The organism is Methanosarcina spelaei (assembly GCF_002287235.1).
Lineage (GTDB): Archaea > Halobacteriota > Methanosarcinia > Methanosarcinales > Methanosarcinaceae > Methanosarcina > Methanosarcina spelaei.
Genome location: NZ_LMVP01000047.1, coordinates 1 through 12,869 on the forward strand (window position 1 = coordinate 1; position 12,869 = coordinate 12,869).

At 39.4% G+C, this 12,869-nt stretch carries 12 protein-coding genes; 8 read left to right on the top strand and 4 right to left on the bottom strand.

All coding sequences use genetic code 11. The features are described 5' to 3' along the window. Positions 1 to 711 precede the first annotated feature (711 nt). Both ASJ81_RS03935 and ASJ81_RS03940 read left to right on the top strand, forming a co-directional pair. Entirely contained in the window at positions 712 to 1,614 is a 903-nt protein-coding gene (locus tag ASJ81_RS03935) for a polysaccharide deacetylase family protein (protein ID WP_095643344.1), read from the top strand. Positions 1,615 to 2,360: 746 nt separating this feature from the next. Continuing rightward, a complete protein-coding gene (locus ASJ81_RS03940) occupies positions 2,361 to 4,133 on the top strand; it encodes a hypothetical protein (RefSeq protein ID WP_095643345.1) in 1,773 nt (590 codons plus the stop codon). 129 nt (positions 4,134 to 4,262) lie between these two features. Here ASJ81_RS03940 and ASJ81_RS03945 read toward each other — a convergent pair whose 3' ends face one another. Together ASJ81_RS03945 and ASJ81_RS03950 are read right to left on the bottom strand one after the other, a co-directional pair. Continuing rightward, positions 4,263 to 4,790 (bottom strand): metal-dependent hydrolase, encoded by a 528-nt coding sequence (locus tag ASJ81_RS03945; RefSeq protein ID WP_095643346.1) that lies wholly within the window; start codon positions 4,788 to 4,790, stop codon positions 4,263 to 4,265. A 96-nt stretch (positions 4,791 to 4,886) separates the two neighbouring features. Next, on the bottom strand, positions 4,887 to 5,591 hold the full coding sequence (locus tag ASJ81_RS03950; RefSeq protein ID WP_095643347.1) for a (5-formylfuran-3-yl)methyl phosphate synthase: 705 nt from the start codon (positions 5,589 to 5,591) through the stop codon (positions 4,887 to 4,889). 273 nt (positions 5,592 to 5,864) lie between these two features. Here ASJ81_RS03950 and ASJ81_RS03955 point away from each other — a divergent pair, with 273 nt between their 5' ends. Together ASJ81_RS03955 and ASJ81_RS03960 are read left to right on the top strand one after the other, a co-directional pair. Further along, positions 5,865 to 6,593 carry a HisA/HisF-related TIM barrel protein gene (locus tag ASJ81_RS03955; RefSeq protein WP_095643348.1) on the top strand — a complete coding sequence of 243 codons (729 nt, stop codon included), beginning with the start codon at positions 5,865 to 5,867 and terminating at the stop codon, positions 6,591 to 6,593. Positions 6,594 to 6,790: 197 nt separating this feature from the next. Next, on the top strand, positions 6,791 to 7,063 hold the full coding sequence (locus ASJ81_RS03960; RefSeq protein WP_095643349.1) for a hypothetical protein: 273 nt from the start codon (positions 6,791 to 6,793) through the stop codon (positions 7,061 to 7,063). A gap of 163 nt (positions 7,064 to 7,226) precedes the next feature. Here the strand turns inward: ASJ81_RS03960 and tmk are convergent, their stop codons facing one another. Continuing rightward, positions 7,227 to 7,844, bottom strand: a complete 618-nt coding sequence (tmk, locus tag ASJ81_RS03965) for a dTMP kinase (RefSeq protein WP_095643350.1) — start codon at positions 7,842 to 7,844, stop codon at positions 7,227 to 7,229. A 175-nt stretch (positions 7,845 to 8,019) separates the two neighbouring features. Between tmk and ASJ81_RS03970 the strand changes: the two genes are divergently transcribed. After that, entirely contained in the window at positions 8,020 to 8,682 is a 663-nt protein-coding gene (locus ASJ81_RS03970) for a DUF166 domain-containing protein (protein ID WP_095643351.1), read from the top strand. 80 nt (positions 8,683 to 8,762) lie between these two features. Then, the gene (locus tag ASJ81_RS03975) at positions 8,763 to 9,200 is read left to right on the top strand and encodes a DUF2111 domain-containing protein (protein WP_245859768.1); all 438 of its coding nucleotides are present in this window, start codon (positions 8,763 to 8,765) and stop codon (positions 9,198 to 9,200) included. A 268-nt stretch (positions 9,201 to 9,468) separates the two neighbouring features. Here the strand turns inward: ASJ81_RS03975 and ASJ81_RS03980 are convergent, their stop codons facing one another. Next, complete coding sequence (locus tag ASJ81_RS03980) at positions 9,469 to 10,299, bottom strand: F420-dependent methylenetetrahydromethanopterin dehydrogenase (RefSeq protein ID WP_095643352.1); 831 nt, start codon at positions 10,297 to 10,299, stop codon at positions 9,469 to 9,471. A gap of 416 nt (positions 10,300 to 10,715) precedes the next feature. On the opposite strand from ASJ81_RS03980, the gene serB reads away from it, so the two are divergent. Both serB and ASJ81_RS03990 read left to right on the top strand, forming a co-directional pair. Next, positions 10,716 to 11,408 (top strand): phosphoserine phosphatase SerB, encoded by a 693-nt coding sequence (gene serB / locus ASJ81_RS03985; RefSeq protein WP_170943180.1) that lies wholly within the window; start codon positions 10,716 to 10,718, stop codon positions 11,406 to 11,408. 49 nt (positions 11,409 to 11,457) lie between these two features. Then, the gene (locus ASJ81_RS03990; protein WP_095643354.1) at positions 11,458 to 12,315 is read left to right on the top strand and encodes a coiled-coil protein; all 858 of its coding nucleotides are present in this window, start codon (positions 11,458 to 11,460) and stop codon (positions 12,313 to 12,315) included. Positions 12,316 to 12,869 lie beyond the last annotated feature (554 nt).

The window sequence follows — 12,869 nt, forward strand, 5'->3', positions numbered from 1 at the left end:
CAAGTACGGTTCCTAGGGGAGAAAGGAGGAGCAATCCTCCCGACTTACCCAACAAATGAGCTGAGAAATTTAATATAACATGTTAAATTACATTGTAGTTTATTCTGTAGAAATCTGACGTGGCCAGGAAATACTGAAAAAGAAATATTTCTACATTTTTAAGTAATTAATTAAGGTATATAAGATACTTCATACTAAATTTCATAATTTTTTCGAGGCTCTAAAATAAACAGTTTGCCTATTGATTCTTCATTTATATATCTCTATACCTTTGAAGACTCAGTACCAAAATCTAGTGATGGATGTAAAATTCAAAATCACTAGATTTTGTAAATGGTCACCATCCGTGTAATACAACTTAATGATTCAAGTCTTTAGATAGCGAATATTGATTTTGATAAAAACTGGATTCTTCTTGCTAATTCAGATTTTCTATCAAAAATGCAAAAATCACTGGATTTTGGAACAGAGTCCCTTTGAACTAGCAATTATATTTACAGTGTTAAGTACAAAAATTCTTTTCAAGATTATCCTTACTTTTTATTTTAATCGATTCATTAAAAAATTTTTTATACTCTGATCTCCCTTTTCTAAATATCAAATTTTTTCTTAAGTGGGACTCTCATTTATTCCCATTCGCATGTAGTTTCACTATAAAGTCAGAAATTTGTTATGTAATTATAAGCGCATTTGGTCGCGTGGCGGGGTCTTATGAGGGGGAGTTTTTCAGTTACAGTGGATATTGAAGATTGGTATCATATTCCTTCAGTCTGCAGTTCTCCGTATGCGGTTTACAGGACGGTTAATGAGTTTTTTGATAAATGGGGGGACAGGTACGATTACCTTACTGAACCTACAAAAAGGTCACTGGATATTCTCGATGAGTTCAATATAACTGCTACTTTCTTTGTAGTAGCGGATATTGTCGAACACTATCCTGGACTTGTCGAGTCAATTGCGGAAAGAGGGCATGAAATTGCATGTCATGGTCTGCATCATGCCTGTAAAATTGATCCTGAGACAAAGGAGCGATTAATGAGTAACGAAGAGTTTGAGCAGAAAACATTGCTTGCGAAAAAGATTCTTGAAAAAGTTAGTGGAGAGAAAGTAGTAGGCTACAGGGCACCAAATGCCTTTGTAGGTGGTTGGATGCTAGATTCACTTGAAAACATCGGATTCAAATATGATTCTTCAGTTTCCGTAAATTCTCTTTATAATAAAACTGACTCGTCCCTTAAGACAGTCTCATCTTTTCCTTACTACCCTATAGAGAAAGGGCTTGAGGTAGGTGATGATAGAAACTTTATTGAATTTCCCTGGGCATATTATCAAAATGTACTTAAAATCCCAGCATCAGGAGGCCCAATACTTCGTTTTCTTGGAGCTCCTCTGGTATTAAATGGGCTTATCCAGAGTTTGAAAAGAGGACATACTATCTTTTATTTTCATCCAATTGATATTTCCTGTACTAAATTTCCTTCAGTAGGTAACAACAGGCCATTTTACTGGTGCATGAAAGGAAAGCTTGTAGAACATAGAATTCGCCACGTTCTAAAATCCATGAGTGATGTTAAAAAAGTGTGCCTAAGAGATTACCAAGAAGATAAGCTTTAGAAGTTTATTTCTATATCATAACCAAAAGTTTTGACAGCCTAAAATTTTAAATCCTATTATCTTATGTTTAATTTCTTCAGTTAGTGAAAAGTGATATAACAATCTTAATATTTATCTCTTGAAGGCTAATGCTTAAGGATTACTTCAACCCGGTTTATTTATAATCTAATTATATGATTAATATAACATAATCCTTCATAAATTCCCTAGTTTATTTATTTTCCATGAAAATAATCTAGTTATTTCGATCTTAAATTCATAGTTTCTTATGGAGGGCTGATTTAGGGCATGTAGATGTTGGCAGGAATAACAAATAAATCTAATAAATGATGTTCATTCCGTAAGGTTAAAACTGAATATAGTATTCGCAGGATGTGTACTCAGGAAGGATAATATATAAATATACTGTAAATTGCTATGACAGGAATACTAAAGTTTCTGGATAGAGGTTAGTACGCGAAAGCCTTTAATTGTTGAATAATTTTAACTCATCAAAACATTAATTAGGTTAAGGCAGTATATCAAACTGCGCTTAAGGCACAACCATTAATTATTTGTTGGGCCGATTGAATATAGAAAGAATACGATAAGAGGAGAAACAAACAAACGAAATCTTAAGAACGAAAGTTTTTGATCCTGTGTGCGACCTGTAAAAAACTCTTCAAGAGTAAAACCAAGTTTTCAGGGATATCATATTTAGGTGCGAAAACTGGACTCTGCAATTTTCAAAAAGGACGGGGGACACATTGTCTAAAACCACTAATAACATATTAAACCTTATAACATCAATTTCTCTACTACTACTAGTTTACAGTCTTTTTATTCTCAAGGGAATTCAGCCTGAAGGGTATACAGTCGATATCTATGAACAGCTTCCTTTTCACTTTTATCTTACTCTACTTCTTTGTTACATTTCAGCCTGTGTTCTACTACTCGCATATAGAAAAATGAGTGCAGTTCTTATACTGTTTCTTGTTCATACTATAGTACTGATAACTCCTCACATGCTTGGCTATGTTTCAATAGGTAGGGGAGATGCATTTTCGTATCTCGGGCTTGCAGGACAGGGTTGTAAACTCTCGGGCTTTTCCAATCTTTCTCCCACAGGTCCTCTGTTCGTTTCAGCCCTGGCTCAGATTTCAGGCCTGGAAACATCGGCACTTTCGTATTTCTTGCCAGTATTTTTTTCAATAATATTTATTACTGGCATGTTTCTTTTCTATCGGCTTTTCATGAGTAGGGAAAAACTAGTTTTAACAGCTTTTCTCTCCTCTCTTATTCCGTATTTTGGCCATTTCCAGACCTCAGCAATTCCTTATTATCTTTGCTTTTGCTTGATACCTCTATACCTTCTTGTTTTAAGAAATGCAATTTCGGACAAAAACAGGGCAATGGCTGTTTGCCTTCTTTTCATGATACCTTTGATTCCTTTAGCTCATCCCTTTATTTTTGCATATCTTGCCTGTTTCTCACTGTTCCTGGCTTTCTCGAGCAAAATACTAAAACCCGGATTTCTCCATAAAACTCTAAGTCTCAACTCTTTCCTCTCTAATGCCTCCCACCCTGCAGGAAGAAAAATGCCCATGTTTGTCTTCCTGTCAATTACCTCGATAGGCTTCCTGATTTGTGCGAAATATATTCTTCAGTTCTTTAATATATCTAGTTCAAACCTTATCCTGCGCGCTAAAACGCTAGTCACTGTAGGCTTTTCCACGTTTCCGTCGACTGAAAACGGGTTTTTCGAATTTGTGCATCTCTTGAATCTCTACTATGGCAAATACTACATTCCTTTGATTTTCATCCTAATCAATTCCGTAATCGTATGGCAGAATCGCAAAAGATTTTGTCACCATTTTGTTCGCAGATACCCCCGTTTCCTGGTTCTCTATATAGTAACCTTTTTCCTGGAACTTGCTTTCCTTTTAAACCCCTTCATTTCTTATCCTCTAGATAAGTTTGAAAACTTGAGCTTCATTATTTTTGCCCAGATTCCTTTATTAGGGTATTCTCTTTACGTTATTTTCCTTAGGAAAGGATATACTCTTGGCCTTGGCTCTGCGGTGCTGGTTCTTTGTCTTCTCTGGACACTGGGATTCTTCACCTGCTTCAGTTCTCCGTATACAGGTGGAGTTTCTGAAGCAATTTCGGAAAATGAGGCCGGTGGGATTCAGTGGTTATCCGGCGTGAGTGAAAATTATCCATATATTATGTCTTGTACAGATAAGGATGGAATAATCACTCAGTCTGGAATCATAAGCCCTGCTGGACTTGCTAAGGTTTCCCAAAATCCTCTTTATGCCTCTAAAAATGATTCTAAAGAAGGTATATATGTAGAAAAAGCAGCAAAAAAAGAACCTTTCTATATTGTAGGAACCACTTTTGCTGAGGCTGCTAGGGCGCAGAAATCCAATGAAACCTCAGTTTCTAAGGGAGAAAACTCCCTCAAGACCCAAGCTGTTTGTCCTGCTCATAAGATCTATGATTCCCTTAACATAGAAATTTATGAACACATTCCATGAACCGGTTTTGTTTATTATTGTACAAAGTTTTGTTTATTATTGTACAAAGTTTTGTTTATTATTGTACGAGTTCGACGCCATTTTTAATGTTACGACTTTCTGTCTTAAAGCTAAATTTTTCTCTTTTTATCAATTACGAATTATCTTTCTCTTTTCGCTAATGTATTTACCAGTAAGAAGGACAATTATAATTATTCCGACGATCTCTGAAATAAAAACGTCTGTAAATCCGAGGTCGTATGATCTGCTAAGAATTATCATAAGATACTCAATAAAACTTGCTGAAATGGTGTCTTTCGGAAATCCCCAACCCAGAAATGGCCAGAAAAATACTTCAGGGCTATTCCAGATCTGATCTTCAAAAATGTGGCAAAAAGATGCTCCTGCAATAATCAGGAGTTCAGGTTTACCCTTGCTATGTAAATAATACCCTGACAGGCCCAGCAGAAGGCCAAAAAGTAGAGTATGGGCAAAAATTCGCCCACTTCCTATGGTCTCAGCAAGAATTATCCTGCCAAGAGGTTTGTCGATAAAGTCTGGCAGGAGCGCTCCGAATGCAATCCACGGAACCATTATCCAGAAGTTATTTTTTGAAAATACGCGGCTCAGGAGATAAAAGATCCCCAGAGTGATCCCAACATGTCCGAAAATAAACATCAGACCGAAAATAGTTATTTATTTATAATTCTTTTTCGGCAGGCCTGCCTGATGACCTGCCGGCATAAAATTCTAGTCTAAATCAAAAAGAGTTTTTTAAGCCTGGCATTCAGCCACGAGTTTTTCTACCAGTTCCTGTCGGATCGAAGTTGTTCTATCCCCTCCGCAGACCATGCCTCGGACTCCGATAATATCAGGTCCGATTCTCTCAAGCACTGGAAGATCCTCAAATTTCAGGGAACCTGCAATCGCATTTTCAAGTCCGCATCCATGGGCAAGGTCCGTGAATTTTTTAAGTTCTTTCTCATCCATGAATTCGAAGGTAGATTTTCCATCCTTAATTGCCGTGTCAACCATCACCACATCTGCCCCAGCTTTTGCGGCGATTGAGGGAAGCAGTAATGGAGAAATTGAATTGATACGCTTGTAGTCCGAATATCCTGAGGCAACAATTTTCTTTGTTGAGTCATAGTCCTTTACAGCCTGTGCTATTTTTGTGATAAGCTCAAAGGCTTGATCTTCAGTCTGAATATCGTAAAGGCCAACTTTAATATAGTCTGCTCCTGCAACGGCTGCTCCGAATGCTGCAAGGGAAGCGGTTCCTGGTTTATAGTTAAAATCTCCGATGGTTGCACTTATAGGTTGTCTACCTTCTACAGCTTTTTTTACGTCCCTAATTACCCATGGGAAATTCGCACCAAGGGAACCTTCTTTAGGGTTCTTGACATCTACAATGTCTGCACCGCCTCTGGAAGCAATTATTGCTTCTTCTTTATTGATTGGACTTATAAGCAGTTTCATAAAAAACCTCTACTAAACATTGAATTGAATCTTTCAACCCACTTTCCGCAGATGTACACAAAAATGCCACGTATTATCTCAACGGCAATAAGCAAAAACTTAAAATCGGATTTGATGAGATAATATAGCAAATCAGTAAATAAATTCTACATCTAAATAAATTCTACGTCTATTATACATCTGCGGAATGTAGGTTTCAATGAATATTATTCGTTTTATACAATATGCTTTATTTTATATTTTTTTATAGGATGATGTAGCTATTGAATAAGTATGTTCCGCGTAATTTTTGTGATGGATATATTTAACCATAGCGTAGTCCTTGCAAAGGGCGGTGTCAGGGAAAAATACCTTCCGGTTTCAAATACAAGTATTGTATGTAGCAGCTCGAACCCTGTGGAGATAGTAGAACTCCTGCATCCCAGGGAAGTCTATATTGCCGACCTTAACGTGCTTCAGGGTAAAGGGCCTCTCGAAACGAATGCCAGAGTGATTCGGGAAGTAAGCTTAAGGGTAGACACAATGCTTGATTTCGGAATCTCGGCCCCACAGGACGCGGACAAGGCTCTTTCAATTGCAGGAACTGCCGTAATAGGTACGGAAACAGGTACGTTTTCGGCAATAAAGAATGCAGCCTGTGAAAACTCTGGAAGGATCAGTGTTAGCATTGATATAAAGCATGGTAAAGTCCTGAAAAATGATCCTGAGCTCCCGGAATCTCCTTTTGAAATAGTAAAACTGCTAAATAATTTACCCTTAAAAGACCTTATTTTCCTTGACCTCGACAGGGTTGGAACAGCCTCAGGCTTTGACCCTGAATTCCTTCAAAAACTGGTTGAATGTTCCAGGCACAATGTGCTGCTTGCCGGAGGTGTCAAGGATATGGAAGATCTCTTTACTCTTGATAAGCTCGGAATAAAAGGAGCTCTGGTCGCAACTGCCGTTCATTCCGGAAAGGTTCCTCCAGCCGTGTTGAGTTCAGGGCTTAAATCGAATGACTAAATATAATATCAATAGCTAAAAATAAAAATATTAACTAATAATAAAATCGGATAGCAAATAAAATCGAATAATAAAAAATAGCTATTACTGGGAATCCTTTTATTTCGGCCCTATATGTTTGTATATAATCGAATAGTTTAGTATTAAGAAAAGAGTTGCAGATTCCATTTAAAACCAGGAAATTATGAGGTTTACATATGGTAAAGAAGGATACATCTGAAGAGAATATTGAAGAGAATATTGAAGAAAACACTGAGAAGAAAAGCGGAGATGGATATGTGGAGATTAAGATGGGAGGGGGCTGGTACATGACGATCTCCCTAGCACACAGTGACCGCTTCGAGAAAGAGTATGTCGAACTTGCAAAGGAGCGGGGAGGCGTAAAGAGATCCAGGTTCAATCTTAATCCCACTCATGTCAGGATGTTGGGAGAAGCCCTGATCAAGTTTGCTGATGATAATGGTCTCTAAAGAATTTTGCTGACGATAATGGTCTTTAAAGGATTTTGCTGACGATAATGGTCTTTAAAGGATTTTGCTGACGATAATGATCTTTAAAGGATTTTGCTGGTAATATAGTCTTTAAAGGACATTTCTTTTAAATGGAATTTTTCGGTTCAATCCTTACATCTGGTCAGTTCCTGCTCAGGAACTCCAGTATTTTTTTTGCAACTTCCTTTTCTACATGTTCAGGAAAACAGGAAGCATCGATTATAACAAAGCGTTCTGGATCGTCTGCCGCAAGTTTGAAGAAAATCTCTCTGACTCCTCGTAAAAATTCTAATTTCTCGAACTTGCTTTGTTCTCCTCGCTTCCCACAGCGTTCAATTGAGATTTCGGGCCTGATATCTAAGAGAAAGGTTAAATCTGGAATAACAGTCCAGCCTCGGTGCAGATCCTTTATCCATTCAAGAGGATTTTCCAGGCGAGTTTTCAGGGTTATGCCCTGGTAAGCATATCGACTGTCGGAATAGCGGTCAGAAATTACTATTTTTCCATTTTCAAGTGCAGGTTTTATAAGTTTTGCTAGATGTTCGGCATGGTCAGCTGTAAAAAGGAAGAGTTCGGCCAGCTGGTCAGTATCTGACTGGATAGCTTTTTCCACGGCATTTCCGGTCAGAGTGCCTCTTGTTGGTTCCCTGGTAAAAACTGGTTTAAAGGCTTTAATTTCAGGATCCTTCTGAAGTTTTTCTACAACTGTGCTTTTGCCTGAGCCGTCAATGCCCTCAAGTGTGATCAGTTTTCCTCTCATAAATATCGTCTTTTTCTTTAGAGATTTTTAGTGAAACGCATTATCTGTATTTATATTCTAAGGTTTTCCGAGTTCGTGATAAGGTTCTAATTCCATGTATAGATGGCGAGTCATGACCAAATTCCAGACAAAATAAGCATCTATTTATGCAATATTAAAAATAACTTAGAATAATATGACTGTGATAGGTGTAATTACCCGGGGCAAGTACGGGCACCGTCTGATTGAGACTGTCAGGGAACACAGTGATTTTTCAATCGTAACTGCTGATCTTCCTGAGTTCGTGCCTGTATTCATCGAAGAGCCTGATGAGTTTCTGGAAGCTCTTAATTTCGATAGAAGTGTTTTTTCTGCCGAAATTATAATTACTTACTCTTTGCATCCGGATTTGACATCTGCGATTGCAAAACTTGCGGCAGAAGCTGGTGTGCGTTCTCTTATAGTTCCGGGCGGACCATCCAGGGCTTCAGTTCCCGAACTCAAAAAGATCTCCGAAGTTTCAGGTATGGATATTGAGGTAGATGAGATCTGCTGTAGTCTTGAGCCCAATGCTTTCAACAGGCCGTTTACGGAACTCTTTGGGTCCCCTATCTTGAAGGTAAAAACAAAAGATGGAAAAATTACCGATGTCAAGGTAATAAAAGGCGCTCCATGTGGCAGTACCTGGTATATGGCAAAGGAAATAGTTGGAACGGAGGTAAAAGATGCACCTCCAAAAGCCGGGCTGTTGATCCAGCATTATCCCTGTCGAGCGACGCGTGGAGATATTGGAGGGATCCATGAGTCAGGGGAACTGCACAAACAAGCATTTATAAAAGCCCTTGAAAATGAGGAGTGATTATATATTCTTTGAAAAAAGATAATCTAAATATGGCCGGAAAGTCGGACCCAGCTTTTCATTTCTGAGAAGCTCTTCCTTTGTGTCCTTCCCTTGTGCCCTTCCCGGTCTCAAGTAATTATGGGGGTGAAAAAATTACTACCCTAACAATCTCAGAAGATTCAGGGTCTGAAGACCTTGAGACACTAGCAATTGCAGTACACTCGGTAATCGGACTTCCTACAACCATTCGCAGTCTCAAGCGAAAAGGACTTCGTCTGGAAAAAGGTCAAATCCTTGATAGGGACTATACGGGGCCTGTGCTCGAAGAAGTATTGAAAACAAACAAAGTTGTCCACAAAGTCCCTACAGAAGGCGTGTATAGAGGAAAACATGTAGTTGTTGCTCCTATTCACTCGAAAGACGGGAAAATTATTGCAGCTCTTGGAGTTGTGGACATACTGGCTACTATAGATCTCCAATCTGTTTTTCAGGAATATACATCGGTACTTGAAGAAGTTGAAGGTGCTAAGAAGTGAGTTACCGCTAAGCTAAAGAGTTAGCAGCTTCCGGAATCATTCTTCCGTCTAATAGCGAAAGTCATGCAGGTTCTACCCCGCGTACCGAAGGTGATAAAATTAGAACATGAAGGATTACTGACATTTGGAATAATATATTGGAATATTACCTGACACTGCATGATTGAAAAAAAATGAGTATTGGAGGATTAGTTCCCTCTTATTTCTTCAGGGGAATCACTCGCTCCTCCGTTTAAGCTTCCGGCTCAAACATTAAGGTTTTCCGGTTTTACTCTGGTTTCTGATATAGTGTTACTTTTTTCAGCAAGTTGCCATTCTTTGCATGAGGCTGCCTGAATACGGTATCATTGGATTTTTCAATCTCTCTGGCCTGTATTGCAAGCTGTGCAGCAGCTCCCATTATTTCGTGCCCGGCTGCAGCTGTCAGGCACACTTGATCGATTTCTTTTAACATGAAACATGCGGGGAAGTTAACCTGTGCTACTTTTTCAGCCATGTGAAGAGCGGCAAGAGCTTTTGCTTTTGCATAAGGGTTTGCGAAGCCTGCATGCTCAACACATTTTTCCGGTTTTGCAAAAATGTGTGGAAGCTCCAGTTCTTTTCCTGATTTTCCGGAGGCAACCTGGCCAGTTATTTTATCCAGTTCTTCCTGGATGAGTCTCACAACACCGCAAACAGATAATACTTTCAGTGCATCGGAATTGAAGGATGCCATCTCTACAGGGTCAAGAAACTCTCTCTTGGCTCCGATAAGAGGATCTACTGGGAGGATAATATATCCAAAACCGTCCTTTTCAAAAGCTTCTCTGGCTTCTTTCTTTGTTGGGCCATCTGAGATTACAATGCAGGGAACGTCCTTCCATATCTCACGAGCTGCGGTGGGACCCGGAGCTGCGGCGTTAGGGCTAATAATAACCACAAAATCTGCATTCCACTGTTTAAAACTTTCGGAAGCTGCAGCCTCGGCCGGGCTCATTTTGGCACCTGTACCAAATACACGTACCGTAATTCCCTCTCTTGCTGCAATTTCGTCCTGGATCAGATTAATAACCTGGCTCATTCCCAGGTTGCCCATTTTTATAAAACCTATGTTGACCATTTTTCTCAAAATCCTGTGTTAACCAATTTCTTCAATAATGGAATTCCTAATGGGTTTATAATCCTTTTGGCAGGTTATGTCCTTATCAACTTTATTTTATAAATATAGATATAATATATAACTATTATTCAATATCTTTCTCTGCCCCTCCGAAAAGCTTAAAAAGGATGTGATTTATTTCACTCAAAAACGTTGACATCAATGCTGTTGTTTTGTGGTCTTGTTTCACAGAACCCGTATTATAATTTGAAAACTTTATCCGTTGGTGGGCTTTTAATGTCAGGGCAAATGTATTATACTAAATTGCGAGGGTACCCCTGAAGAAGGTACACCAGGCAGCATGCCCTTTTTCGGGAAATTATCCCGCTATATCTAATAGTTATTCAAGTCCAGGTTTTGATTGAGTGAACTGTCCTATGCATAATTTTACTGGAAACAAAATGATTGTTTTTGATATGGATAGCACCCTTATAGACGCTGAGACTATCGATGAGCTCGCCAGGGCTGCAGGTGTTGTAAGCAAAGTAGAGGAGATTACGAAGAAAGCGATGTATGGAGACTTTGATTTTGAGCAAGCGCTTATTGAAAGGGTCAGGCTTCTTAAGGGACTTCCTCTCGAAACTGCCCTTGATGCGGTAAACCAGATCGATCTGATGCCGGGAGCGGCAGATCTTATCCTCTATGTCAAAAGTAGAGGCTATAAAACTGCAATGATTTCCGGTGGATTTACCATCTCTGCCGATACGATAGGCAAAGCGCTTGGCATTGATTTCATTGTTTCCAACGAACTGCTTGTGGAAGACGGCTGCCTTACAGGCAAAGTCGTAGGCCCAATCACACAGAGCGACTCCAAAGCAAAGGTGTTCGAAGAACTTACCCGACTAAACGGGGTTCGGCCAGAGCAATGTGTAGTTGTCGGGGACGGCGCAAACGATGCCTGTGTCTTTGAGAGAGCAGGTTTTGCCATAGCTTTCAATCCCAAGCCCATCCTGAGGGAATATGCGGACGTGGTCATAACAAAAAAAGACCTTAGAGCCGTTATCCCTGTTCTAGAATCTCTTTCTTATCAATGTTGTAATCAGGCACAGCATGTCGACATCGAACAATAGAAATACTAAAATGCCAGCTTTTTTGCTGGATCGGGAGGCACAATAAGAGATGCTAAAGGAATTGCAGAAAAAAAGATCAGATTTGAAGGACATTTCTGAAGAATCCAAGGAAAAAAGGAATGCTTTAAACACAGAGGCCAGTGCCCTCGCTGCAAAGCGTAATGACCTGAACAAGAAGACAAAAGACCTTATTAATGAAGCCCAGGAACTAAAAGTCCTCAGGGATGAAATTAATGAAAAGGTCAGCGAATACAAGAATAAGCGCGATGACACTAATGCTAAGGCAAACGAGCTTTTCTCAAAGGCTGACTCCATCAGGAAGCAGAGCAATATGGGTGGCCCTTCGATCAAAGCTCTGAGAAAAGATATTGATCGCCTCGAATTTGCCCAGCAGACTGAAGTCCTGAGTACAACCAAGGAAAGGGAACTCGTTGGGAAAATTACTCAGCTTCAAAAGCAGTATCAGGTCAAAAAAGTCCAGCTCGAGAGCAACTCCGAACTGAAGGATCTTCTGGACGAAGCCCAGAAAATCCGAGATGAAGCCTCAGAATTCCATACCGAGCTGGCCGAATATGCCAGGCAGGCTCAGGAATATCATGAAAAGATGATTGCAGCTTTCAAAGAGGCTGACAGAACCAGGGCAGAGTCTGATGTTGCCCACAGAGAGTTTGTAAAAGCCCAGGAAGCAGCTGACGAACAGCACAAGGCTTTCATCAATGCCCAGAAGGAAATCCGGGACCTTGACAAAGAAATCTTCAAGCTCAAGAAGAAAGACAAAGAAGGGAAATCCCGCGTTGTCAAGTCCGAACTTCAGAAGGATGCTAAATCCATCTTCGAAAAGTTCAAGGGCGGAGCAAAACTCACTACCGAAGACCTTATGACTCTTCAGAGGTCGGGCTTAGTCTGATTTGTCTCATAGATATAAATTTAGCTGAAAAGCTTCAATTTTCGTTGCAGGTATATTTACACCTGCATCCCGATTTTTTGGGTTCATTCCATCCTGTACTGTTGTACATTTTGTTTTTATTTGACTAGCTGTTCTGTACTTTGTTATTATATTCCAGACTATATTCCAGACCCTACCTTCGGCAGGTCGACATAATAAATTTAAATATTTTTTCTGATATCGTTTTTGAACATTTGATAAACACACGTTAGAGTTAAGGCTGGTTAACGTCTGGCTCAATTCCCATGAAATATATAAATACTGAATCATTTTTCTATTAAAGTTTAGTATGAGAGATTATATTTGGATCATATGTAAACCTAATAACTGCACACAATAAGGAAACATCATTTTAAAATCATCATCAGTAAAAATGATCTAAAATGAAATGTCGACCTGCCGAAAGTAGGCTAGACTATCTTCCAGACTATCTCCCAGACTATCTTCCAGACTATCTCCCAGACTATCTTCCAGACTATCTCCCAGACTATCTTCCAGACTATCTCCCAGACTAT